Source organism: Shewanella sp. SACH, from assembly GCF_001887095.2.
GTDB classification, from domain to species: domain Bacteria; phylum Pseudomonadota; class Gammaproteobacteria; order Enterobacterales; family Shewanellaceae; genus Shewanella; species Shewanella baltica.
This window is the reverse complement of sequence record NZ_MPDG02000001.1, coordinates 381,000-405,611: the sequence shown is the minus strand read 5'-3', so window position 1 is coordinate 405,611 and position 24,612 is coordinate 381,000. Positions and strand designations below refer to the sequence as shown.

Below are 24,612 nucleotides of genomic sequence, written 5' to 3'. Positions count from 1 at the left end.
TTCTGTTTCATTTGTCATCAACCTCAGCTCCCCGACCTTCAATCAAGGCTTTGATCAACGTTTCAAATCCCAATATTAGGCTGAAACTCTTACCGAAGCTTAGGTAAAAATTGCCTGTACTACGTTTAGTACATTCGCGCCCGCTTAAAACCAATCAATTAAATTTCATTTAAAATCAACAAACTAATTAAAATATGCAAAGTTGGCATTATGTTCGCAATCTAGAAATAACCATTAGCCGTTACCTTACAAATGACACAAACGGTCATGCGAAGGATTAAGACAAGGGCAGGAGGTTCATATGTTAGGTTGGACATTAGTATTTCTGGTTGTTGCTGTTATTGCAGGCCTATTAGGATTTACTGGGATAGCTGGCGCAGCGGCGGGCATAGCGAAAATCATTTTCTTAATCTTTATTGTGTTATTAGTGATTTCCCTGCTGGTTAATGCCTTTAGAGGTAAGTCACCGCGACTTTAATTATTTTTTAGAAAGGAGATGTATATGAAACCATTTACTCTGATGACAAGCGCTTCACTGGCATTATTACTCGCCCTCGGTTTAACCGCTTGTAGCGATAACAAAGCCGAAGACGCGGGCGAAAAAATTGATGAAGTGATGACAGATACAGGTAATGCCATCGAAGATGCCTGTGAAGAAGTCAAAGAAGGTGTTAAAGCTAAAGATACTAAGTGCTAAGCAAACCTCACTTTAGGGTGGCAATAGACTCGTCTACTGCCACCCTTTTGAGTTAGCACCTAATTTAAACTTGAGTTAGAACCTGATTTCAACGACGCGATTCACCGATGCAGTCAGCCGTTTAACATGCAGCGGTAAAATCAAATGAACAGCATTGGAGGGCGCGTATGCTAAGCAAAATCCACATCAAATATTTCTACTTAGCAGGTGCCGTACTGCTAGCCTATTTTGCGGTAACGGGCACGTCTCCCCTGCTCACCTTTATTTGGGCTTGGACAAGCCTGTCGCTATTTTTAGTCGGTTCAGCCTATTGGTTTAATCTCGCCAGCATTTTTAGAAAGCGCCAAGATGGCACTATCCCTTGGTATATTCGCTGGGGCTTTATTCCGTTTCTATTGGGCTGCCGGCTGTATAACCATTGGGCGAGAAAACGCGACTCAGTGCCGTCGATGCAAAAGATAGATGAGCAGTTGTATCTCGGCTGCCGATTATTTTCTGCGGATCTGGAGAAAATCAAAGCCAATAAGATCACCGCAATTCTTGATGTGACCGCCGAATTTGATGGCTTAGATTGGTCGCAGTTTGAAGATCATATCGAGTATTTAAACATTCCCATCCTCGACCATAGCGTGCCGACCAACGCCCAGCTCAATCAAGCCGTTAACTGGTTGCATCGCCAAGTGCGCGCCAATAAACAGGTGCTGATCCACTGTGCTATGGGGCGCGGTCGTTCAGTACTGGTGCTCGCCGCCTATTTAGTCTGTAAAGATAAACAGCGTAACTTCGCCGAAGTATTACAACAAATTAAGCAAGTCCGCAAAACCGCGGGCTTAAACAAATGGCAATTACGCGCCCTTGAGCACATGCTCAAGCAAGGCAAAATCAACATCCATAAAGTGGCGTGGATTATCGCCAACCCTGTCTCTGGCGGCGGCAAATGGCAACAATATGGCGAGCAAATCCAAGACGAACTAAAAGCCTATTTTGACCTAACGTTAAAACTCACCAGCGAAAATATCAGCGCAAACACCTTCGCCAAAAAAGCCCGCAGTAGCGGCGCAGATATCATTATTGCCTGTGGCGGCGATGGCACAGTGACAGAGGTGGCATCGGAAATAGTGAACACCGACATCGCCTTAGGGATCATTCCCTTAGGCACCACTAACGCACTCAGCCACGCGCTATTTGGTTTAGGCAGTAAGCTCATTCCTGTCTCTCAGGCGCTGGACAATATTATCCAAGGACATTACCAAGCCATTGATACAGCTCGTTGCAATGAACAATTAGTCTTGTTACTTGTGGGGATAGGCTTTGAACAGCAGATGATTGAATCGGCCAACCGTGAACGTAAAAATGCCCTCGGCCAGTTTGCCTACCTCGATGGTTTATGGCGCGCCGTCAATGCCGATATCACTTTAACCATACAGCTCAGCTTAGATGATGCCGAGCCCACAACATTGACCACCCATAGCCTCATTGTTGCCAATGCCGCCCCGTTTACCAGCGTATTAGCGCAGGGCGATGGCGAGCCAAATATGACAGATGGCCTGCTCGATATTACCTGGTTAGATTCAGGGGATGAACCTAAGGAACAGCTCCTTAGCCTGGCCGAATTAGCCATTGCTGGATGGGTAAAAGAAGGTAATAAAGACACACATTCAAAGCGACCTAGCGCGCCTTCTACCGCGACCAAGGTCCACCACGCCCATGCGAAAAAAGTGAGCATTAGCAGTCAGCCCAAGTGTAAATATGTGATTGATGGTGAAATCTTTGAACCCGCAGATCTCACCATTGAAGTCCAACCCGCATCCCTTAAGGTGTTTGTGCCTTATCAGGAAATAACTGAAGAGGATGGGTGACGGCTCAATGAGGCCAAAAATCCGAGTCGCACCCTTCCTATTGTCAAAATAATATTGAAACAGAACCGATTTTTACACTATTTTTTTTGTAAATAATAACTTCTATTCTACAGCCCTTAATCAAAAAGCGGAGTTAGAATATGAAACACCTTATCACATCAGCATTATGGCTTTCTTTGACAGCCAGTAGTTTTGTGAATGCCACCACAGCAATAGGAAGTCTTGAAACCGTCGCTGAATTGCCAATACGACCAGGCAATGTCAGCGTAACTGCACAAGGTCGGATTTTTGCCACAGTACATCCACTTGATACACCATCAGGTTTGCAATTGATTGAAGTTAATCGTGAGACCAACGCTTATAAAGCTTGGCCTTCAACGGATTTGCAAAAAACATCGACTGCCAATACCACTCAATTTGATACCTTATTAGGGATTGCTCAGGACAAAGCTGGACACCTTTGGACCGCAGATATGGGGTTAGAATTAGGCCAGACAAGGATTTGGGGATTCAACATTAAGGATGGCAGTTTATATAAACAAATCGTCCTACCGCAAGCACTAGCGCCCAAAGGCAGTTTTATGCAGGATCTGGTTGTCGATTCACAAAAAGGCTGGATTTACTTAGCCGATATCGCTAACCCAGGCCTCATAGCGGTTCGTATTGACGATGGTCATACAATACGTTTTTCAGATCATAGTTCGCTGCAGGCCGAAGCGGATGCAGTAATGAACATAGACAACAAAACAACATTGTTTAATGGCAAAGTTGCCAGTGTCGCGGTCAATCCGATCAGTTTATCCGCTGACGGAAACACACTCTATTATGGCGCAATGAATGGCACTCACTGGTATCAGTTATCGACTGCGGCTTTACAAACAGGCAACGATAATAAAATTATCGCCACTGTAAAATTAGTCGGAGCCAAGCCAGTATCAGATGGCGCATCAACGTCCAAACAAGGTAATCATTACTTTACCAATTTGAACCACAATGCCATTTCCATGCTAGATAACAAAGGCACACTAACCACAGCGGTCAGTTCTCCACTACTGGATTTTCCAGATAGTGTGCAATTTGGTGAAACGGGTTGGTTATATATTTCAGTAAATCAATTGCATAAAGCAAAAGCCTTCAATGGTCAGGCCGAAACTGCTAAACCACCTTATCGCATCATGCGACTCTGGACCGGTGAAGATACCGCTGCGGGGCAATAATATTTGAGCTGCAACTGCAAAGTTGCAGCTCATTTTTGCTTAAGGGCCATAAAGCATTCATCGCAATCTAAGTAAACGCCCCCATAACCTTCACTTTTAAGCCTAAAAACTACATCTCTGCATTCGATTCACCCGCTTCGATTTGCTGCTCGTATTTGCTGAGCTTGTTGTAGAGGGTTTTCACGCTGATCCCCAGCTGCTCGGCAGTATCGGTTTTATTGCCTTGAGTCGTTTCTAATGCTTGATAAATGGCGATTTTTTCTAAGTCATCTAAACGCATGCCCTGCGGGATAACGACTTGGTCATCGCCAGAAGCACCCATTTCACTCGCCTGTGGCAACTGTAAATGGCTGGGTAAAATCTCTTGGTCTGCCAAAATATAGGCTCGCTCAATGGCATGCTTTAATTCACGCACATTACCCGACCAAGGGTACGCAGCGATCATCTGCGCACTGTCGTCAGCGAGGCTTTTATTCTGCTTTTCTGCCACGTTACGATAGGCAAGAAAATGCTGCGCCAGCCCAAGAATATCATCGCCACGTTCCCTTAATGGCGGAACGCGGATAGGGAACTGGGCCAAACGGAAATATAAATCCTCGCGAAATTGCCCAGCCTCGATTGCCGCTATGGGATCACGATTGGTTGCCGCTACAATCCGCACATTGGCGAGTTGCACTTTGGCACCGCCAACGGGGCGATATTCACTATTTTCAAGCACTCTGAGTAACTTCACTTGATGCTCAATTGGCATTTCGGTGACTTCATCGAGAAATAAGGTTCCGCCTTCTGCCTGCTCAAATACGCCTTTGTGATCGCGATGAGCGCCAGTGAACGCGCCTTTTACATGGCCAAACAACTCGCTATCGACCAATTCAGGGCTTAAGGCGCCGCAGTTAATCGCGATAAAAGGCTCGTTCAGCCTAGGGCTGGCAAGATGTATGGTATTAGCGACCAGCTCTTTCCCCGCCCCGCTCTCACCGATGATCAGCACATTACTGTCGGTCGCGGAGACGCGGCGAATCGTGCGATACAGCTTATGCATCGCAGCAGAGGAACCGACGAGTAAACCATATTGGTCTAGCTCACTGGAAAAAGGCCGAGGCCGAATTGGGGATGACACTAGATACTGGGCAAAATCGGCGAAAATATCGCTGATTAACGTCATGTCGTAGGGTTTGCGAAAATGATAACCGGCAAAATGCGACATTAACTGATCAAGATTGGGGTTTGGCTGGCCGTCGGAGAGAAAAATAAACTCAATATTAGACAGAGCTACATTGTCCAGTAGCCCGAGATAATCCTCACGGCTAAGGCTGGACAGCTCAATGATGGCAACATCGACGTGATTCGCCTCAAGCTGTTCTATCCAAGGCAAATCATCGACACTGCGTAGCTTATTAAAGTCGGCAGCGCCGGCGAGTTCTAAGATGGCTTGTTCGGCGTTTACATCCTGCAGGTGATAAAAAAGTGTCAATCGAGCCATGCTATCCCACTCCCTGTGTATGAAGGGCTACTGTATGTCAGTCGTGAAATTTTAACAACAGCAGCGGTAATAGTTGCCGATATTCCAAGAGGATGGCGTAATGAACCGAGAATATCAGTCTAAAAATCAGCCTGTTAACATATCATTAAAAACGAGAACAGAATATGCATGGTAGCTGAACGAAACTCAATTAGTTGACCCAAGCCGTTAAACAAGGCTATGTCGAACACTAGCATTAGGAGGCCCATAATGAAGTCTAATGTTGTGCAACATCAGACTGATATCCGCGCCGATATCATGTTGATCGATGAAATGATAACGCTCAATCAAGAAGGACTCACATTTTACAACCAAGCGATGACGTACGTCGAAGACTATAACCTTAAGCGGATTTTTTCGACCAAAGCGAATATCCACCAGCGAATGTTGAGGCGATTTGAGCAGCTGCGCCCTTTGTCTAGCGAGCCGCTTCATGGCCTGAGTCATACGATACCTGTCACTTACACTCAAGCGACAAAGTTGCTGCATCAGTGCCATATATCGCAGGCGATGGCCGCACTTGTCGTTATAGAGCAGCAAGTGTTAACCCAGATGAAGCAAGCAGTAAGGCAAGCACATCAGCCACAACTTGCCAATCAGCTCGCAGAAGGCGCCGCTTGGCTGCAAATCAGTTGCGATGGTATGAGTTCGCTCAATCCTGGGTAATTCTTTGCACCTGTTTACATCAGTTTGCATTAGTGCGCATCAGTATGAGCCTCTTTACCTGGCAATATCCAGCTTTAACGCACCGCTTGCTATTCCGCACACATTCGTGCGGTTTTTTATGCTTTAAAGATGACTTCGCTTGCCAGAAAAAATTACATTTTGTCGGTAAAAAAGACCGACTTAAGCAAAACAATCCTTCCATTAAAACATCAAAAATAGCAATCAAACACTTTCAAATCAGCAACTTAACAATGTTGGCACGATTCACGCAATATCTAACATCGAGAAAACAACGGAGGATATGATTATGAAAACCACAACAGCATCAGTACTAGCGACCTTACTTGTCGGTTCAATCAGTTTAAATGTCGCAGCAGCTCAAGATTGGAAGGACGGGGCTAAGGATGCGTGGATCGATGGTAAAGCTGAAACTACTTTACTGCTCAATACCAATCTCAATTCCTTTGACATTATAACGGATGTCAAAGAGGGAAACGTGACGTTAACGGGTAAAGTGGAAAGCAGTGTCGATAAAGCTCTTGCCACTGAACTGATCAAAAGTTTAGACGGCGTAAAAGATGTCGATAATCAACTCATTGTGATGAATGAGAAAGAAGGCACCAGTGAAGTTGTTGCTACTTTGACCGATTCTAAGGTTGCCACAGTCGTCAAAACCCGTTTACTGTTTTCAACCGATGTTTCCGGCACTCAGATTAATGTGGATGTCGCTAATGGTATCGTCACCTTAAAAGGTGAAGTTGCTAGCGATGCCGAACGTCAGTTAGCGCTGAAAATTGCCGAGAATACCGACGATGTGAAAAAAGTTGTCGATAAAATCAAAGTCGTTAAAAAAGCCTCTTAACGCTAGCTAAAGCTGCACTTTCTGAAACTAGCTTTCAAAAGTAGCGCTTTAACAGTCAGAGTTAAGTACAAGGCGTTAATCTTGCCTCAACTTTTGAACTCGATTGATAAGAAAGAGTAATAACAAAAAACCAGCCTAGGCTGGTTTTTTTATGTCCATTATGTCACTAAATCAAGCAAGGTTTTCTAGGCCACGTAGATAAAACTAGGTTTGAGAAAACGAAATCAAGGTAGGAAAATTGAACGACATCAGGCTAATGCTGGAAGCGATAGTACCTTAAGCGATAACACCTTAATAGTGCCTGAAACTATATTTTCAGAAACAATCATGCCTAAAACAATCATGCCTGAAGTCGCGTTAAAATGCGGGCTCAGCGCTGGCTTCAAAGCCAAACTGGAACTCATAAAAATGCTGACCATTTTCGATACTGATGGCCATAGTGCCCGTTAAGCCCTGCAACTCGCCCGCACCGGAATGGGGAACCACTTCTAAGATCAAACGGTTTTGTCCATCGGTCATAATGCCAAAATGTTGCAGCACGAAACTACCCTGCTTACCACACACTTTGCCAACCACTTGCTCAATCGCCACATAGCCAGCCGAGCCTTTGACTGACGTCATTGCACTGAGCATTTCCCCTTGGCTACGGCCCTCAAGCTCGCCATAAAAGGTTTTATCTAAACCCATACGACCTAACGTCACGCCGCCCACACCCGTAGCATAGGTGCTATCTGGGGTGAGCTTAACATCAAATTTCCCAGTGATTTTGCTAACTTGCATGACACTCTCCTTGTCAAAACATTATGCCAAGTCTATCTACCCGAGAATACTTGCCGCAGCGGCAAGCATCACACACAGAACGAAAAATAACTTAGCACAAGCCTGCGCAGATCCATAATGCATTTACTCCCGACCCTTTGCGCACGACTACTCACTACTGATTTATGTTAGTGATGCCAGTTTCGCTCACTGTCACCTCTAAGGTTTTGACGATTTCAGGGCTTTCAGACATAGGTTGGTCAGGCGCTCTATCGCGATAAATCACGGCAATTTTGAATGGGGCTTCGAAGGGATAAACAGGTTCAATACTGTCAACCTCAATGCGGTCGCCCAGCATAACGCTGCCTAAATGCTTCAAGTTATTGTGTTCAAAATCGAGGCTAAACAAGCCAAGATACCAAAATGCCCCCGAACCTTGAGTCGTCACAATAAACGGTGCCACAAAGGGCATAGTCTGCATTTTAGGATCATCTTGAATTGGCGCGTTACTCTGGGTGTCGGGCTCTAAAGCGGGATCGAAATTTAACGGCGTAATGCGCAAATAATCCAGTAATACTCGGCCTTTTACCTCGCCATCTTGATAATCGCCCATCGCAAATTCAGTTTGCTTGATCTTAATAAAATGGGTCAAGGCAACCGATTTACCGCCCTCTGGTAGGGTAATTTCAAACGGGTTGGCGGTATTTAAGCTGAAGAGTTTAAGCATCACTTCCGACGCATTCGCCACCGGCTTAACCTCAAGCGGTGTCACCACTTCGACCTCATTGGCCTGTGCCTGCGTTTTTTCCTGCGCCATGGCCTCGTCGTATTGCATGACCTTACCATCTTCCATCACCATATAAATATCATCATTGGTCATGTTGAAACGGTAAATACCTGCGGCGAGTATGGCTAATATCACTAAGGTGCCCGCTAAGGTTAACTTTACAAACGTACTCATTTTCTCTCCCCAATCGCGCGCTTTGTGCGCTGCTTTTCTAACACTGATCAACTTCAAATCAATGTCGGAGCAGTATTACAGATACTGAGTTAAAGCGGAGTGGGTAAAGTGTAAAAAAGTGACGCTATTTTGAGTTTTGTCAGGCTAAGTTCAGCAACATACCCTTTACTCGGCCAATATAATGGGCCGAGTAAATACTCAGCCCAACACTTAGCTACTTCTCGTTTTTCCACAAGGCTGGGGTTTGGTTCGGTTGCCAATTACTTTGGGAGAAATGGGCTTGCACTAAGGAATAGATTTTATCTTGATACGAGACAAAATCAGGCTGCTGATAATCATGCTGATCCTGCCAAGCGGGGGCATAGTTATCTAGCGTGTCGAAACGGTATCCTTGGCGCTGCGCCTCTTCCACAAAGCGTTTAATTTTAGGCAAGTTGATGGTCGCCCCCTGACCACGGTGAGCATTCTCAAACAGGAAGTCGTGGGTCAAGATCACCACTTTACCGTCGTGCAAACCATCGCTACAGTCTAAGTTCTGCGTGCGACTGTTAAGAGGGTTCATTGTGGTGCCCGCACAGGTGTTGATCACTTGATTGATTTTATCCACCAGCTCAACCCCATCGGCCATAGATTCGGCTGGAAAAGCCACGCCCCAATCCTCTGGCCCCCAATCAAAGTCCCAACCAAATATTTTATAGTCACTCTCGGCGAGCATGTTTTGAATTTGCACCGCAACTTGCGAGCTGTTGGTAGAGGTTTCAGCGGTACAAGCAAAAGCAGGGTCCCAAGGTGGCACAGTATCAGAGGTGGCACACAAACCGTCGCCTTTGAGTTTACTGCTCACTCGCCAGCCATTGGTATAGGGCAAACGCGCCAACTTAGTCATCTTGTTGTTTGGATAACTGGCGGCATTAGGGATAATTTCAACCACTTTGGCGGTATTCGTCACAAAGTAGGTAAAGTCGGTAGCCGCATCTTGATAGGATTTAACTGGCCAGAGGCCCACTTGATTGCAATAAACCGCCCCCGATTGCACACCATCGGTGCAGTTATGCAGCATATGATCGTAACTGTGGTTTGCCAGAATATGACCATCGTCTAGCAAACGTTGTAAGGCGACAGCCGCTAACGCTTCGTTTTCATCCCCTTCGCCATACATATGAAAAGCATTGATAAAGAACGTCGCCTTGATATTGGCGTCTTTTAAGGCGTCTAACAGTCCTAAGGTCGCATCAATTGGACCATCATCAAAGGTGAGGTAAATGGTTTTATCGCTGGCGTGGGCAACACTTAAGCTCGCTAAACAAAGTCCAACTGCGGCGGCTATCGATTTCAGTTTCATGATCTCATCCTATAGATAATGTTTAAAGCTAATGCTTAAAAAGTAATGAGTTAATGCCCATGGTGTCCAAACTCACACACAGTGGCGGCACTCATTCGCTCGGCATCTCTATAGTGAGTAATCCAGCTGGCGTTAGTTATACCATCCTAGCAACAAGCCATACTTTTCTACGCTAAGTCGATAAATCTCCCATCACCACTCAAGTTGAAATCACCGCCTCCCTCGCGTTAAACACAATAGAAAAATACCAATCCTAGTGTGAAAAGTACCGCATCAACAATTCGATAACAGGTAAGTTAACTGAAGAAAAAAACAACACTAAAGCACTACAGGGACGCTATAACATGTCAGAAGGTCAATTATTTAAGAGCTCTTTGCTCGCATTGTGTATCGCTAACGCCTTATTCGGGATGAGCTCAACCGCAGTCGCGGCGGAGCAACAAGAGGCAACGGCAGAAAATATGGAGGTGATCCAAGTACGCGGCATACGTCGCTCGATTGAAGCCTCATTGAATACCAAACGCTTCGCCGACTCCACGGTCGATGCCATCACCTCGGAAGACATAGGTAAGTTTCCCGATAAAAACATCGGTGATGCGCTGCAGCGAATTTCTGGGGTGACGGTCGATAGGCAATACGGCGAAGTAAGCGGCGTCACTATTCGCGGTACAGCGCCAGAGCAGAGCCGTATTTTGCTTAACGGTCAAACCGTTGCTAGCACTTCTTGGTATGACTTGGGTCCTGCCACTCGTACCTTCAATATGGAATTGTTGTCGGCTGAGCAAGTGAACGCCGTTGAAGTGCATAAAACCCCGACTGCCAGACTTGAAGAAGGTGCGCTGGGCGGTACTGTCGATCTCAAAACCCGCAAGCCCTTAGATCTCGATGCCCACACCTATCAAGTCGCTGGCGAGCTGAGCCAAAGCAGCCTGTACGATGAAACAGACCCGAGTGGCTCATTCCTCGGAAGCTGGAAAAATGACGATGAAAAGTTCGGTATTTTAGGCGCCTATTCAGTAGAAAAAATTACCAGCGGCCGCCAAGTGCTGGAATCTCTCAGTGGCTATTATGAATACTTCGCCGCCGATCCCGCGCAAAATCAAGAATCTACCGTTGGCGCTTGGGGCATTGGCTCGCAGGCCTTTAGAGCCGAACGTGAACGGACCAGCGCCCAAGTCACACTGCAATTTGCGCCAACTGACAATACCGAGTTCACCTTAGATTACTTTAATTTTGAACTCGATATCCCCCACGTAAACCATAACTTCTTAACCGTTGGCGCGCGCGGTTCAGGCTCCACCAACGTAGTGAACAATGCCCAAGGCGGTACGGCATCGGCAACGATTCTGCCGGCGTATGCGTCGATTATTTATAACCCTGTGGTGCGCCACGCGGTCAATATGAAATCTGACGTACTCAACTTAACCGGAAAATACGTCGGGGACAGTTTTACGATTAGCGGCGTCATTGGCCAATCGACCTCAGATGGCGGCACCCAAGGCGGTTCATCTTCTTGGTGGATCCCAGCGACGGATCAAGGCGGTAAAATTGGCGACTCCGCCTTCCCTAATGGTCAAGGCAGTGTCGATGGCGGCTTTAGTTACGATGCCACGGGTCCCTACCAAGTGGTGCTGACGAGTTTAGATGCTAACGATGCCAGCCAGTTCAAGCACGCCCAAGAGGCGAACTACGAAACCACAGTGCAAGATCATAAAGTGACCTACGCACAGACCGATTTCGAATATCAACTCGACCATGATTTTATTAACAAAATTGCGGTCGGGATTAAGTACAACACCAGTGATTTCGAGCGAAATGCCTTCAACCGTAACCCCGCAGAAATCCTAGGTTTCGTGCCTAATGGCAACCTCGCTAACTGGAGCGATGGCGTGCTGTCTGGGCTACATTCCCAGAGCGGCGGCAATGTGCTCGACTCCTATGCCAAGTTAGATGAAGACAAATGGTGGGCCTTTATCAGCGAGAAATACGCCAATGGCGAGTTAGTGGAAGTCGCCGATCTCGGTAACACCTTCACTGTCGAAGAGGATATGTTGGCCCTGTATGCCCAAGCGGATTTCAGCGGCGAATTCTACCGTGGTAACTTTGGCGTGCGTTACGTTAACACAGACCAAACCTCAACCGGTTTTGCCGATGGCAAGCCCTACAATGAATCAGTCAATTACGATAATTGGCTACCGAGCATCAACGTCGCCTTTGATCTGCAAGAAGACTTAATCCTACGTGCTTCGGCCTCTTCCGTGATGGCGCGTAACAACTACAGCGACCTCAAACCTGGTTTAGCCATAGCGAAAAACTTTGGTACTGCGACCGGCGGTAATCCAAATTTGAAACCCTATAAGGCGAATCAAGCCGACCTTGGCATCGAATGGTACTTCACTGAATCTTCTATGTTGTCGGCGGCCCTGTTCTACAAAGATATTGATAACGTAGTGTTTGTCAGTGAGTCGACGCAATATATCGAAGGTTGCGGCGCGTCAGAATCCGAGTGGGATAAATGCCGAGTTACAGCCCCAGCCAACGGCGGCAGCGGCTCAGTGACTGGGCTTGAAATCCAGCTGCAACATAACTTTGAAAGCGGTTTTGGCTTCTTGACCAACTACACCTATGTTGACAGTAAGAGCACTCGCCCCGATGGCACTGAACAAATGATTGAAGGCGTGTCAGAAAACTCCTTCAACGGCTCACTCTTCTACGAAGATGATCTATTCAGCGCCCGTATCGCCTATAACTGGCGTTCAGAATACTTAGGCGTGGGTAACATTCAAAACGTGTTAAACGACAGCTATCAACAAGTCGATGCCTCGATTATTTGGCATGCGATGGAGAACTTAGATGTTTCACTCGAAGGGGTTAACTTAACCAATGAAGTGGTGCAATCCTATGATGTTAAATATGGATTGACGCAAAATACCATCGAATTTGGTTCACGTTATTTCGTCGGTGCCAGCTACAAATTTTAAACTTGAGTCACACCATAGCCGACCTTAGGGTCGGCTTTTTGCGTTGATAATGCAGCGGGGATAAGCCATGAAAGTGAAGCAAGCAATCAGAAAAATCATTATCTTAGGTGGCGGCACCGCAGGCTGGATGGCAGCGGCCGCCCTCGCGAATAACCCCGTATTTGCCGCCATTGAACTCTGTTTAGTGGAATCGGACAACATAGGCACTATCGGCGTTGGCGAAGGCTCGACGCCACACTTAAAACGCTTTATGGACAACTTAGGCATTAGCGAAAAAGATTGGATGGAGCAATGCCACGCCAGCTATAAAACCGGCATCGACTTCATCAATTGGAATGGTGACGGCCAGCAATACTTCCACCCTTTCTATTTTCAAATGGATGTAAAACCCGCCGAAGTCTTTTTTATCAACGCCAATGCGAGGCGCCGAGGGCATGGCAATGCCGTTAAACCCGATGCATTTTTCTCTAGCGGCGTACTGGCCAAACACAATCTCAGCCCAAGGCCGAAGAAAACACTACCCTGCGCTAACGAATACGGCTATCACTTCGATGCAACTGAGCTGGCCAATTACTTAAAAGATTATGCCTGCCAACGTGGCGTACGGCAGATCATTGCTGATGTGGTCGAGGTGTCAACCTCCCCAAACCAGCAGATTGAGACACTGAACCTGGCAAATGGCGAACGACTGAGCGCCGACTTTTTCATCGATGCCAGCGGTTTTAGCGCCAAGTTAATCCATAAAGCCCTAGGCGTGCCCTTTCAATCCTTCGCCGAGGAGTTGCTCAACGACAGCGCCGTCACTGTACCTGTACCTGTACCTGCATTAATAAACTCCACTCAAGCACAGCAGGCCAAGTACCATACCCGCGCCACGGCGCTCAGTGCGGGCTGGCTATGGCAAATCCCCCTCACCCACAGGCTTGGCAATGGCTATGTTTATAGCAGTCGCCACCTCAGTGCCAATGCCGCGGCTAAGGAATTGTTGCACAGTGTAAATTTACCCGAGTCGACCCAAGTTCGGTTTCTCAAGCTGCGGGTCGGCGTCAGTGACAAGGCTTGGCACAACAATGTGCTGGCGATAGGGCTTGCGCAAAGTTTTATCGAGCCGCTCGAAGCCACGTCGATCATGATGACTCAGTTCACCCTTGAAAGATTTATGTCATTATTCGAGCGTTATCAATTAAATAAGCAGGCAGAAACCTTAAGTCGACAAACATTAAATCAAGCAGTAATGCAGTTAGTGCTCGGCATAAAGGATTACATTCAGGCCCATTATGTCACCAGTCAGCGCAGCGAACCTTATTGGGTGGCAGCGAGAAAAGTCGCGATTTCCCAAAGGCTGACGCAACTATTAAAAGCTTGGTATCAAGGGGAAGACTTTGATTTACTGCTTTACCAATACGATCAGCAGCTAGCCTACTTTCGCCCTTCTTGGTATGCGCTATTAGCGGGAATGGATTACCGTGACCCAAAACTGAAGCGCCCATTTGAGCCGATTTCAGCGGAGATCACCGCCCAGGCGATAAGCTACTGCCAAACCTTAGTGGAGCAGTATTTTCAGCCTAAGCATTCGTGAAAGTAAGGGTTAAATCGCCCTTTGTTTACTGCTGAAGCGCTGACGAAAGCGACTCGGCGTGACGCCTTTAAATTGAATAAAGCGTCGATTGAAATTAGATAAGTTATTGAAGCCACACTGATCGCTGATGGTTGAAATCGGGCTCTGGTTCGAGAGTAATAACTTGCACGCCTTAGCGATCCTGAGTTGATTGATAAACTCAGTTAAGGTTTTCTCGGTGCGTTTTTTAAAGAAGCGATGGAAATGATTGGTGCTCATGTGCGCCAACTTTGCCAAATCCTGTGCCGACAAGGCCTGAGTGTAATTGTCATAAATATGCTCAATCACTTTATCGAGCTTTTTCACGGTAAAGTCGAGCTTACTGCCGTGGGTGAACAAGGTACTGGACAAGAGTTCTTGCTGACTATCCTGTTGTAATAACGCTAATAATTCCAATAACAAAATATAGCGTTTAAAGGGATTAGCCATCTCCATCGCGATAAACACGCTATGGGCTTTGCGCGCCGTTTCCTCACTAAACAACACGCCCCGTTTGGCATGGGTCAAAAGCGAATGCAAGGAAGCTAACTCGCGCTGCTCATTCACAATTTGGTGTAGCCAGACTGCGGGAATTTGTGCCACATACACGACTTCCTTCACTCGATTTTTCGAAGCGGAGCCCATCAAAACGGACTCTTTCAAACCGACCGCAGTTGAAGTGCCGCCTTTCAAACAATCGTTCTTTGAAACCTCGTCAGTTAAAACATCAAGGTTAGCCTCGGATTGCCAGCCGTGGGGCATGTCTGGGCCGATGATCACTAAATCATAATCGCCATAGCGGGCAATATGGTCGCCCACATAACGCATGCCATAACTGTTGAGGGTTAAGCAGATTTCGTACTCGGGGTGATAATGCCAGTTGAGATCCATGTGGTCCCATTCATAACGAAAGTAACGCCAAGAGCTGTTTTCATCGGGGATCACTTTTTCACACAGAGGTTTCATCCATTAAACTCCAGTTACTCATTCCTTTACCTTAGCTTCAATCAACTTTTACAGATCAACGCCATTCACTCAAGCTAGCCGTTATTCCATCCTGTTAAATTATTCAATTACTTAGGCCTTATTTTTAAATGCCAGCCATGACCTATCAGCTCGGCGAAATCGCTGTGCCTCGCGCACTATTGTCTATAGCAAGTCAGCCCTACAGTGATACTCAACTCCGTTACTCTAATACTATTCTATCCAATGTTAATTAAAGGTAACTATTTTACAAGCAAACACTTTATCAGCAGATACTAAAACACGGTTTTACCTATGCCTATCCGCAGCAGCGGCAACCCATATCTATAGCCAGTATCTACAGCCCGTATTAACTGCACCTGATGTAAATCAGCCAAATCAGCGCGAACACGATTTGCATATGTGAGAAAAGTATCGACAGAGGCACCATTCGTATCACCGCCATAGCGAGCGTCAGTCCACAATGAATTTCACTTAATTCAATTGGCTAAGCACATGAAACACAAACTCATCATTCTGTTTGTCCTCTGTACTTTCTTTGTGATTTCCTTGATGACCAACAGTATGGGGCCGATTTTTCCTGCGTTAATTGACAGTTATGCTATCGGCCTGACGTTGGCGGGGTTATTTCCCTTTGCGTTTTTTATCGCCTACGGAGTGACATCGATTCCTGCGGGGATTTTGGTGGACAAGTACGGTGAAAAGCGAGTGATCATCTTAGCCTTTAGCCTCGCGTTTATCGGCGCAGTTACTTTTGTGTGTCTCCCTTCCTTTAGCATCGCCATGTTTAGCCTGTTTTGTATCGGCACTGGCATGAGCTTATTGCAGGTAGCAGTGAATCCCTTACTGCGCCAAGCCGCGGGGCCTGAGCACTTTGCCTTTTTCTCCGTACTGGCCCAACTCGCCTTTGGCGGCGCCGCAACCTTAGCGCCGCTGGTGTACCAGCATTTTGTCGCCTTAGATCAAGCCAGTGCAGCATCAGCCAACTATGTGCAACAGCTATTGCCCGAGAACATGAGTTGGCTCGCCATGTACTGGTTATTTGCCGTGGTCGCACTCGCCATGGTGCTCTTTGCCAGCCTAGTGAAGATGCCCAAAGTGGATAAATTGGCAGATGAGTCGGCGGGTGCACTGGAGACCCATTTACGCCTTTTCAAAGATAAAACCGTTTTGAAATTCTTCTTCGCTATCGCCGCCTACGTTGCACTTGAGCAAGGGCTTGCTAACAGTATCTCAGTCTTTTTGTCGCAATATCATGGTCTTGATACCTTAAGTGTCGGCGCCAATGTGGTTAGCGATTTTTGGTTTTACATGACGCTCGGCTGCCTACTCGGTTTGCTGCTACTTAAGCTTATCGACAGTCAGATCTTGCTGCTCAGTTTTTCCCTTAGTTCACTGGTTTGTTTTCTGGTGGCGATTTGGGGACCGAGCCAACTAGCATTAATTTGTTTCCCATTGGTTGGCTTTTTCATTTCTATCATGTGGTCGGTGATCTTCTCGCTGGCGCTCAATTCTCGCGCCCAAGATCATGGATCATTCGCTGGCATTCTCTGCACTGGCATTATCGGCGGCGCGTTTATCTCGCCGATCATTGGTGTTATCAGTGAGCTGTCCGGCGAATTACGGCTCGGGATGCTAGTGCTGTTAATTCCTATGGCATACATAGGCTATGTAGCCCTAACGGCTCGTCCCTTAATTAAAAACACCACATTATTTTCAACAAAAGCGGCCTCAAAGAATGACGAGCCGATGGCAACAAACAACACGAGAGGCAACAAGCTATTATGAGCGTCCTATGTTTAGATCTTGGGGGAACTAAACTGATGTTGGCACAGGTGGAAGGTAAAACCTTACTCGACACTTGGCGGTATCCCGTTCCCGCCGATGGCAATTTCGAACAGTTATTCGATTTCCTCGTGACCTGTATCCACAGCCATCTCACGCCTGAAACCTGTGGTATTTCCATCGGGATACCCGGCATGGTGGATATGCAAAGCGGCACTTTACTCGAAGTGCTCAACATCCCTGCGTTGACGGCAACGCAGTTAGCCCAGCTACTTAAAAATACCTTTGAAATGGATGTTGTTGTGAATAACGATGCGAACCTCTTTGCCCTTGGCGAAGCTGTGCTCAACAGCAATCAAGACATGCTCGGGATTACCTTAGGCACTGGCGTGGGCGCTGGGGTGATTTTTAATGGTCAGTTGTATTCGGGTAAACATTGCGCCGCAGGTGAAATCGGTAGCTTGAGTTATCGCGATGGCATAATTGAGCACTACTGCTCGGGGCAATACTTCACCACTCACCATCACATGAGTGGCGAATATTTGTATCAAAAAGCCTGTGAAGGAGACAGCCAAGCGCTGCAAGCCTTCGCCCATTTTGGTGAACACTTAGCGCACATGATCGCCCAAACCTTACTGGTATACGATCCCAAAGATATCGTCCTTGGCGGCTCAGTCAGCCAAAGCTTTCCCTTCTTTATTGAAGCGCTTAAACAGAAATTGCAAAGCTTAGTCTATGGCCCCCAACTGGCGGACTTGACGATTTCAGCCAGCCAACATCACAATGCGGCACTCATAGGCGCGGCGCAATGGTTTTTACAACAACAGAAATCAAGCGATTTTAACTAACATCACAATGCTCCAGCAATTGATCGACGCGGCACAGTGGTTTTTACAACAACAGAAAATCAAGCGATTTCAACTAACATCACAATGCTCCAGCAATTGATTGGCGCGGCGCAATGGTTTTTACAACAAAAGGACTTAGCTAAGTGAAAGGACTAACGAAAGGGAAAATAAAGTGGCAGAGGATTAAGACGGCATTAATCAGCGGCATAATGGCAGTGCTTCCCTTGGGGCCAGTGCTTTCAATATTTATTATGCCATCGGTACAGGCAGCCAACGCCGTGCAGGAGGCAAATCATGTCGCACTTAATCAATTGGCCGATAAACTTCAGCTAAGTTATCAGTTAACCGCCAGTTATCTTGAAACCTGTCCCGCTAAAGAAACCCAATGCTATCGCTCTGCCATTGAGCTAACCCTGCCCGCTCAGCTATCTAGCGACAAGTTATCTAGTGACAAGCTATCCAGTGAAGAGTTAAATCACGGCGATTGGCAGATCTACTTCAGCCAATTATCGCCCGTTTATTTTGTCGATGCGGGTGACTTTAACATTGAGCATATCAATGGCGATTTACATAAAATCACGCCTAAAGCCAGCTTTAAGGGCTTCGTCGCTAATCAAGTTTATCGTATTGAGTTTTATAGCCAAGGCAGCCAAATCACCCGTTCCGAGTTTATGCCAAACTTCTTTGTCGCTATGGGTGATAAAGCGCAGCTTATAAAGAGCACTCAAACCCAGCCCAATAAAGAGACGGGGTTGCCCGAGCAAGACTACCTCGCGCCTTTTAATGCCGATCAACAATTCTTACTGGCAAAAAACGATGCAACCCCCTTTGCCGATGGCCAGTATTTAGCCGAGCAATATCAAGCCTTAGCCGCAAACGCAAACGCAAACAAGACAACTGACATTAGCGGCAAACTCATCCCCACGCCACTTCACAGTAAAAGCCTAGACTCAGCGCCCTTATCCCTTGCCAAAGGTTATCGACTCACGGCTGCGGTAGACTTTAAGGGACGGCAGGCGGCGTTTAATTACCTCAGCAGTTTAGGCTTTGCGGCCAAGGACAAAGGTACGCCGCTGTTATTACAGCTCGATACTCAAGCTCCTAAAGTCGCCAGCACTGAAGCCCATGATAGTGAAATGAAAACCAGCGAAGCCTATCAGTTAACCATAACGGCTGAGCAAATCAGTATTCGAGCGGGCACTGAAGCGGGACTCTTCTACGGCCTACAAAGCCTCGCAGGGTTGATCAGTTTAAGTGACGATCAACTGGTCGCCATCGAGATCCAAGACCAGCCTCGCTACGCCTTTCGCGGCCTGCACATCGATTTAGCCCGTAACTTCCACTCGCTAGATTTTATTAAACGCATCATTCCACAGCTCGCCGCCTATAAAATCAATAAACTGCATTTGCACTTAGCCGACGACGAAGGCTGGCGTTTAGCCATACCCGGCTTACCCGAACTGACCGATGTGGGCGCAAAACGCTGTTTCGATTTAACCGAGCAAACCTGTTTATTGCCACAACTAGGCAGCGGAATTGCGGACGTTAATCCCGTCGATGGCTACTTAACCGTGGCACAATACCAAGAAATATTACAACTGGCTGATGCTCACCATATCGAAGTGATCCCCTCACTGGACATGCCAGGGCATTCCCGCGCCGCGATAAAATCCATGGAGGCGCGTTATCACCATTATCTATCCAAGGGAGACAAAGCTAAGGCGGAGGAGTTTTTACTGACTGAATTTGCAGATAAAACCCAATATTCATCGCTTCAGTATTATCACGACAACACACTCAATGTGTGCTTGGCGAGCACCTATCACTTTATCGATACAGTGATTGATGAAGTCAAAAAAATGCACCAAGCCGTAGGCATTCCCTTAGTGCATTACCACATAGGCGCCGATGAAACCGCGGGCGCTTGGGTCGACTCTCCCGCGTGTATCACAATGAAAAAACAAAAAGCCGATGAGTTAACCGGACTGCACTCACTCAATGGTTACTTTATCGAACGCGTTGCTAACATGCTGGCAGATAAAGGGATTATTGCTGCTGGCTGGAATGATGGTATGGGTGAAGTGCGCCCCGAAAACATGCCCGCCCAAGTGCAATCTAACGCTTGGTCACTGATTTCAGACAACGGCCATCAAATCGCCCATAAGCAAGTCAATCTTGGCTGGAAGGTCGTGCTCTCAACGCCGGAAGTCACCTATTTTGATTTCCCCTATGCTAGCCATCCAGATGAGCGCGGTAATCATTGGGCTGCAAGGGCAATTGACAGTTTTAAGGTGTTTAGCTTTATGCCCGACAATCTGCCCGCCCATGCCGAGCGCTGGCGCAATAGTTTAAATCAGCCATTTATCGCGGACGACAGCCACAGCCAGCTCAAGCCGGGACACGGTTTTTACGGCTTGCAGGGGCATCTTTGGAGCGAAATGGTGCAATCGGATGAGCAAGCAGAATACATGCTATTCCCGCGCATGATAGCCCTTGCAGAACGGGCATGGCACAAGGCACCGTGGGAATTAGCCTATGATTATCAAGGTAAAATCTATAGCCAACAGACTCAACATTTTGCCAGCCAACTCAATGGCCAAGCCGAGCAAGTCCTCAAACAGGATTGGCAAACCTTCGCCGCGGTTTACGCCAATAAAGTGCAGCCTAAGTTAGCAAAAGCGGGAGTTTTCTACCGCATAGCGCCACCTGGAATACGTATTGAAAATCAGCTGTTAGTGCTCAATAGCCTGTATCCCAATGCCGAGCTGGAATACCAACTCGATTCAGGACCTTGGCAAACCTACCGCCAAGCGTTCAAGCTTAATGATGTCAAACACATCCGCGCCAGAGTCAAAGATGGCGCACGTTACTCTCGCCCATCGACTTGGCAAAGCTCCCTCTAATCGTTCATCGCACAATGCCGGCCATCACATGTGATGGCCGATGCGTTAATTGACGATTAATGCCGCTGGTCGATGGGTTAAGCATGGGCTTAACGCTCTTAAATTGAGGCTTTTCAATAACAGCGCAACTCAGGCTATAATCTCAGTATTCGCGAGCACACTGTACCTGTGCAATGCGCTTTCTCAGTGAAAGTTCACAATTATATTTTGCCTAACCTTAAGGATCCACCTGCCGATGACAACAGCTTCTACTAGCCCCTTTGCCGTGTTAAATCAAACCACTGCGACCTCGTTCAATGAGCAGAAGAATCTGATTAAACGGGTATTTAAAGGTAAGCCAGTGCAATGTCCTAGCTGTAAACAGACATTAAAAGTGATATTGCCTGAGCAGGCAAAGGCAGAACAAGCGGCAGGAATTTACTGTGCTAAAGGCTGTACTGATATCGAACTCGATATGGAAGCCGTCGCGGGACTCTAACAAATTAGAATCAAAACTTTTGCCTTAACACTTTCGAATTAACACTACGGCGGTATTACGGATAACTCGCCGTAGCAGCATTAATTACTTCGCTATTTATTGATATTGTTCGTGCGAAGTTCAATCTTTTCAAGATTCAAGACACTTGCCACTGCCATTCGAGCAAAGGTTCAGCACTCGCTTGCAGACCCCGGCTCAGCGTGACGTTAAATACACTTTTAGCGGGAATCACTCCCACGCCTTTTGGGGTGCCTGTCATCACAATATCGCCTTCATCGAGACTGATAAACGCTTGTAGTTCGGACAATATGGTCTGAGGTTTGTAGATCATTAAATCGATATGCCCCTCTTGAACCAAGTTATCGTTGATACTCAAAGTAAAATGCAGCGGCGCCTCGGCATCATCAATCGCCACAAAGGGACTGAATAATGCGGCACCATCGAAGGCCTTTGCCCGCTCCCAAGGCAATCCCTTGGCTTTTAACTTGCTTTGTAAATCACGTTTAGTGAGATCTAAGCCGATGGCAACGCTGCTAAAACGGCCATCTTGAAACATAAAACACAGCTCGGTTTCATAGTGCAAGCTTTCACCTTGATGCTCGGCAAGCAATACTGTCGACATCGCCGAATTGGGCTTTAAAAACACCACCATGTCGTCGGGTATATCATTGCCTAACTCATGGATATGATCGACATAATTACGTCCAATGCAGACAATTTTTGTCGGTACGATACGCTTTTCACCCAAAACGACAGATTTCATTTTTAATCCTTTTTACGATACGGTTGAGATTATTTTTAAATAATCAAACCAAGAAGTTAACCTTAACTAGCGCTAAACTCTAAATAGAATAATTCACTTTACTTGTGACGAACTCTGCTACACTTGAATTAATATTTCAATAAAAACAGCGATCTAATCATTAATAAACCCATTTTACAGGGACAGTCATAGAAGAGGTTTTCGCACTATGTTGACGCTTACCATAAAACAAAAAATCATTTTTAGCTTTAGTGCCATCGGCGCCCTGCTCATCGCTGGCAGCAGCTTCTTCTATTATTCACTCTCACAAGTACAAACCGCCTATCAAAATATCGAAACCTTAGCCGTACCGGTGCAAAAGCAGAGTAATAGCTTGCAACTGGTACTGTTGAAAATGTCACGCCTTGCCACCTTGGCCCACAGCCAGCAAGACACAGCCGCCTTAACCAAAAGTCAGCAAGCATTTACAGCGCTGCAGAAGAAATATCAAAGTATCGAAAATGAGTTAACGGAGCGAGTGGCAGATCAATCTAAGATGCAGACTTCCCTGCACGAGGCGCAGGCTAGATACCAAGCCTATTTGCAACAAAGCCAAGCCATGTTTAGTGCGAAACTCGCCAATGAACAAGCAAAGCAGCAATACCAACAACTTTTCCAACGCTTTAACGATGCCAAGACCAACGCCAGTAATGCGATGATCGATCTCGAAACCCTGTCCATCCCCGATAATCCCACTCTGCTCGAAGAGATTGTCGGTACAGGCACGCGTATCGACGACATGTTGTATACGCTAACCAACACTATGGGAGAGCTGATCCACACTCAAAGTTTGGAGGTGATCCAATCGCACCAGCAAGATGTCAGCATCTTACTGGGTAACCTCACCACTAACTTTACCTTTTTAAAACAACAAACTGATGGGCTTGATACCTTAGGCTTGCTGCAAACCTTCGAACAGCAATATGCGATTATCAATACCTTACTCGCCGCGCCTGCCGAGCTTTATAAAACTCAACAAGCCGTGGTTGAGGCGCAGCTTCAAGCCGAGCAACATTACCTCGATGCCGATAAAGAATTTAACGCCAATAATCTCGCCTTAGACAAGTTAATCACCTTAGCCGATCGCCGATTTAGCAGCCTGCAAACCATTGCCAGTAATGCCATTGAGCAAGGGCAAACCTTAGCGATAGTGCTCGCATTGGTGTTTATCGTTATGGTGAGTTTTATTTCCTTTTTCACCTCCAAGGCCATGCTCAATCCATTAGCCTTAGTGAATGGCGCGCTGGCGAGCATCGCCCGTGGGGATTTATCTAAACGTATTCACAAACGCCATGATGATGAATTTGGCACCCTGATCGATAACATGAATACCTTGAGTGATGATCTTGCCAAGCTACTCACCAATATCAGCCAAAATGCCCATTCGCTGGATAGCTCAGCCACCCAAACCAATGAGCAAGGTCAGCGCATTGCCAATGCCGCAACCGCGCAAATCAGCCGCGTCGATGAGACTAAAGCCTTAGCTGAACAGATGTTTACCAGTTCTAATTTAGTAACTGAACAGGCCAGTGAGTCGGCGAAACAAATCAGCCAAGCCTCGAAATACGGCAATCAAGTGAAGCAAATTGCCGATGATAATCGCAATAAAATCGCCGAACTGAGCGCCCGCTTAAGTAGCTCGGTTGAGGTCATGTCTCGCTTGAGCATTCAAAGCGATAATATTGGCAGCATTTTAACCACCATTAGCAGCATTGCCGAACAAACCAATTTGCTGGCACTGAACGCCGCCATTGAAGCCGCCAGAGCGGGGGAACATGGACGGGGTTTTGCCGTCGTGGCCGATGAAGTGCGATACCTTGCCTCACGCACTCAAGCTGCCACCGCTGAAATTCAAACCATGATCACGGCCCTGCAAAAAGAGACCTCCACGGCAGCGAGTGCAATAACCACAGGTCAAAATCAGGCAAACGAATGTGTCGGACAAAGCCAAACCCTGCAGGATGCTATCGCCCACATAGAAAGTACCTTACACACGCTCAATGATATGAGTCTAGAGATCACCCACGCCGCCCATGAGCAGTTAGATTACAGTCAACGTATTGAGTCGAGCATGAGCGAGGCGGCGCAAGCAGCAGATCAAAATGCCAATGAAGCCATGGACATGGCCAAACGCAGCAACGAAGTCACCACGCTTGCGCATTCACTCACCAGCTCAGTGGAACGCTTTAAACTCTAGTGAGTTTAGGTTTTTAGGAATGTCGAAAACTGCATTTGAGGGTTACAGAAGGCAGGAGTTAGCGAGGTAAAAATTAGCACTTAAAAATGATCACAGAAGTCGCAAAACTACCTTAGCGACTTCTGTGGCTGTATATCCAATTTCAACAAGTC

The 24,612-nt window shown here is 46.8% G+C and carries 19 protein-coding genes; 13 read left to right on the top strand and 6 right to left on the bottom strand.

Going from position 1 to position 24,612, the window contains the following annotated elements; all coding sequences use genetic code 11:
• The first annotated feature begins 301 nt into the window (after positions 1–301).
• From BM607_RS01625 to BM607_RS01610, 4 genes are all read left to right on the top strand, one after another.
• Entirely contained in the window at positions 302–478 is a 177-nt protein-coding gene (locus BM607_RS01625) for a DUF1328 domain-containing protein (protein WP_011846326.1), read from the top strand.
• A gap of 24 nt (positions 479–502) precedes the next feature.
• Positions 503–697, top strand: a complete 195-nt coding sequence (locus tag BM607_RS01620; RefSeq protein ID WP_006085205.1) for a hypothetical protein — start codon at positions 503–505, stop codon at positions 695–697.
• Between the two features lie 167 nt (positions 698–864).
• Positions 865–2,556 (top strand): diacylglycerol kinase family protein, encoded by a 1,692-nt coding sequence (locus tag BM607_RS01615; RefSeq protein WP_071939097.1) that lies wholly within the window; start codon positions 865–867, stop codon positions 2,554–2,556.
• 140 nt (positions 2,557–2,696) lie between these two features.
• Positions 2,697–3,773, top strand: a complete 1,077-nt coding sequence (locus BM607_RS01610) for an L-dopachrome tautomerase-related protein (protein WP_011846324.1) — start codon at positions 2,697–2,699, stop codon at positions 3,771–3,773.
• Positions 3,774–3,882: 109 nt separating this feature from the next.
• Here BM607_RS01610 and BM607_RS01605 read toward each other — a convergent pair whose 3' ends face one another.
• Positions 3,883–5,256 (bottom strand): sigma-54 dependent transcriptional regulator, encoded by a 1,374-nt coding sequence (locus tag BM607_RS01605; protein WP_063883259.1) that lies wholly within the window; start codon positions 5,254–5,256, stop codon positions 3,883–3,885.
• A 249-nt stretch (positions 5,257–5,505) separates the two neighbouring features.
• Between BM607_RS01605 and BM607_RS01600 the strand changes: the two genes are divergently transcribed.
• Both BM607_RS01600 and BM607_RS01595 read left to right on the top strand, forming a co-directional pair.
• Positions 5,506–5,961, top strand: coding sequence for a glutamyl-tRNA reductase (locus tag BM607_RS01600; RefSeq protein ID WP_011846322.1), 456 nt, complete (start codon positions 5,506–5,508; stop codon positions 5,959–5,961).
• Positions 5,962–6,268: 307 nt separating this feature from the next.
• The gene (locus BM607_RS01595) at positions 6,269–6,823 is read left to right on the top strand and encodes a BON domain-containing protein (RefSeq protein ID WP_012588155.1); all 555 of its coding nucleotides are present in this window, start codon (positions 6,269–6,271) and stop codon (positions 6,821–6,823) included.
• 357 nt (positions 6,824–7,180) lie between these two features.
• Here the strand turns inward: BM607_RS01595 and BM607_RS01590 are convergent, their stop codons facing one another.
• The 3 genes from BM607_RS01590 to BM607_RS01580 all read right to left on the bottom strand — a co-directional run bounded on the left by BM607_RS01590 (position 7,181) and on the right by BM607_RS01580 (position 9,885).
• A complete protein-coding gene (locus BM607_RS01590; RefSeq protein ID WP_006080939.1) occupies positions 7,181–7,603 on the bottom strand; it encodes a DUF3224 domain-containing protein in 423 nt (140 codons plus the stop codon).
• Positions 7,604–7,757: 154 nt separating this feature from the next.
• The gene (locus BM607_RS01585) at positions 7,758–8,543 is read right to left on the bottom strand and encodes a hypothetical protein (RefSeq protein WP_071939098.1); all 786 of its coding nucleotides are present in this window, start codon (positions 8,541–8,543) and stop codon (positions 7,758–7,760) included.
• A gap of 214 nt (positions 8,544–8,757) precedes the next feature.
• Positions 8,758–9,885, bottom strand: coding sequence for a polysaccharide deacetylase family protein (locus BM607_RS01580; protein ID WP_011846319.1), 1,128 nt, complete (start codon positions 9,883–9,885; stop codon positions 8,758–8,760).
• A 344-nt stretch (positions 9,886–10,229) separates the two neighbouring features.
• Between BM607_RS01580 and BM607_RS01575 the strand changes: the two genes are divergently transcribed.
• Both BM607_RS01575 and BM607_RS01570 read left to right on the top strand, forming a co-directional pair.
• The gene (locus BM607_RS01575) at positions 10,230–12,866 is read left to right on the top strand and encodes a TonB-dependent receptor (RefSeq protein WP_071939099.1); all 2,637 of its coding nucleotides are present in this window, start codon (positions 10,230–10,232) and stop codon (positions 12,864–12,866) included.
• Between the two features lie 67 nt (positions 12,867–12,933).
• Positions 12,934–14,445: a tryptophan halogenase family protein gene (locus tag BM607_RS01570; RefSeq protein WP_071939100.1), complete on the top strand. Its 1,512-nt coding sequence runs from the start codon at positions 12,934–12,936 to the stop codon at positions 14,443–14,445.
• Positions 14,446–14,454: 9 nt separating this feature from the next.
• Here BM607_RS01570 and BM607_RS01565 read toward each other — a convergent pair whose 3' ends face one another.
• Positions 14,455–15,429: an AraC family transcriptional regulator gene (locus BM607_RS01565; RefSeq protein WP_071939101.1), complete on the bottom strand. Its 975-nt coding sequence runs from the start codon at positions 15,427–15,429 to the stop codon at positions 14,455–14,457.
• A gap of 513 nt (positions 15,430–15,942) precedes the next feature.
• Between BM607_RS01565 and BM607_RS01560 the strand changes: the two genes are divergently transcribed.
• From BM607_RS01560 to BM607_RS01545, 4 genes are all read left to right on the top strand, one after another.
• On the top strand, positions 15,943–17,235 hold the full coding sequence (locus BM607_RS01560; RefSeq protein ID WP_071939102.1) for an MFS transporter: 1,293 nt from the start codon (positions 15,943–15,945) through the stop codon (positions 17,233–17,235).
• Positions 17,232–18,080, top strand: a complete 849-nt coding sequence (locus BM607_RS01555; protein WP_071939103.1) for an ROK family protein — start codon at positions 17,232–17,234, stop codon at positions 18,078–18,080. The genes BM607_RS01560 and BM607_RS01555 overlap by 4 nt, the downstream gene beginning before the upstream one ends.
• Before the next feature lie 143 nt (positions 18,081–18,223).
• Positions 18,224–20,983 (top strand): family 20 glycosylhydrolase, encoded by a 2,760-nt coding sequence (locus BM607_RS01550; protein WP_071939104.1) that lies wholly within the window; start codon positions 18,224–18,226, stop codon positions 20,981–20,983.
• A 235-nt stretch (positions 20,984–21,218) separates the two neighbouring features.
• Complete coding sequence (locus tag BM607_RS01545; RefSeq protein WP_006080930.1) at positions 21,219–21,461, top strand: hypothetical protein; 243 nt, start codon at positions 21,219–21,221, stop codon at positions 21,459–21,461.
• A gap of 136 nt (positions 21,462–21,597) precedes the next feature.
• On the opposite strand, the gene BM607_RS01540 is transcribed toward BM607_RS01545, so the two are convergent.
• Entirely contained in the window at positions 21,598–22,224 is a 627-nt protein-coding gene (locus tag BM607_RS01540) for a fumarylacetoacetate hydrolase family protein (RefSeq protein ID WP_071939105.1), read from the bottom strand.
• A 208-nt stretch (positions 22,225–22,432) separates the two neighbouring features.
• Here BM607_RS01540 and BM607_RS01535 point away from each other — a divergent pair, with 208 nt between their 5' ends.
• On the top strand, positions 22,433–24,460 hold the full coding sequence (locus tag BM607_RS01535; RefSeq protein ID WP_071939106.1) for a methyl-accepting chemotaxis protein: 2,028 nt from the start codon (positions 22,433–22,435) through the stop codon (positions 24,458–24,460).
• Positions 24,461–24,612: the final 152 nt, after the last annotated feature.

Coding starts and splice junctions, on each gene's coding strand:
- BM607_RS01590 (WP_006080939.1), bottom strand. CDS start 7,603: ATGCAAGTTAGCAAAATCACTGGGAAATTTGATGTTAAGCTCACCCCA.
- BM607_RS01580 (WP_011846319.1), bottom strand. CDS start 9,885: ATGAAACTGAAATCGATAGCCGCCGCAGTTGGACTTTGTTTAGCGAGC.
- BM607_RS01620 (WP_006085205.1), top strand. CDS start 503: ATGAAACCATTTACTCTGATGACAAGCGCTTCACTGGCATTATTACTC.
- BM607_RS01585 (WP_071939098.1), bottom strand. CDS start 8,543: ATGAGTACGTTTGTAAAGTTAACCTTAGCGGGCACCTTAGTGATATTA.
- BM607_RS01610 (WP_011846324.1), top strand. CDS start 2,697: ATGAAACACCTTATCACATCAGCATTATGGCTTTCTTTGACAGCCAGT.
- BM607_RS01600 (WP_011846322.1), top strand. CDS start 5,506: ATGAAGTCTAATGTTGTGCAACATCAGACTGATATCCGCGCCGATATC.
- BM607_RS01565 (WP_071939101.1), bottom strand. CDS start 15,429: ATGAAACCTCTGTGTGAAAAAGTGATCCCCGATGAAAACAGCTCTTGG.
- BM607_RS01575 (WP_071939099.1), top strand. CDS start 10,230: ATGTCAGAAGGTCAATTATTTAAGAGCTCTTTGCTCGCATTGTGTATC.
- BM607_RS01615 (WP_071939097.1), top strand. CDS start 865: ATGCTAAGCAAAATCCACATCAAATATTTCTACTTAGCAGGTGCCGTA.
- BM607_RS01595 (WP_012588155.1), top strand. CDS start 6,269: ATGAAAACCACAACAGCATCAGTACTAGCGACCTTACTTGTCGGTTCA.
- BM607_RS01560 (WP_071939102.1), top strand. CDS start 15,943: ATGAAACACAAACTCATCATTCTGTTTGTCCTCTGTACTTTCTTTGTG.
- BM607_RS01540 (WP_071939105.1), bottom strand. CDS start 22,224: ATGAAATCTGTCGTTTTGGGTGAAAAGCGTATCGTACCGACAAAAATT.
- BM607_RS01625 (WP_011846326.1), top strand. CDS start 302: ATGTTAGGTTGGACATTAGTATTTCTGGTTGTTGCTGTTATTGCAGGC.
- BM607_RS01555 (WP_071939103.1), top strand. CDS start 17,232: ATGAGCGTCCTATGTTTAGATCTTGGGGGAACTAAACTGATGTTGGCA.
- BM607_RS01605 (WP_063883259.1), bottom strand. CDS start 5,256: ATGGCTCGATTGACACTTTTTTATCACCTGCAGGATGTAAACGCCGAA.
- BM607_RS01570 (WP_071939100.1), top strand. CDS start 12,934: ATGAAAGTGAAGCAAGCAATCAGAAAAATCATTATCTTAGGTGGCGGC.
- BM607_RS01535 (WP_071939106.1), top strand. CDS start 22,433: ATGTTGACGCTTACCATAAAACAAAAAATCATTTTTAGCTTTAGTGCC.
- BM607_RS01545 (WP_006080930.1), top strand. CDS start 21,219: ATGACAACAGCTTCTACTAGCCCCTTTGCCGTGTTAAATCAAACCACT.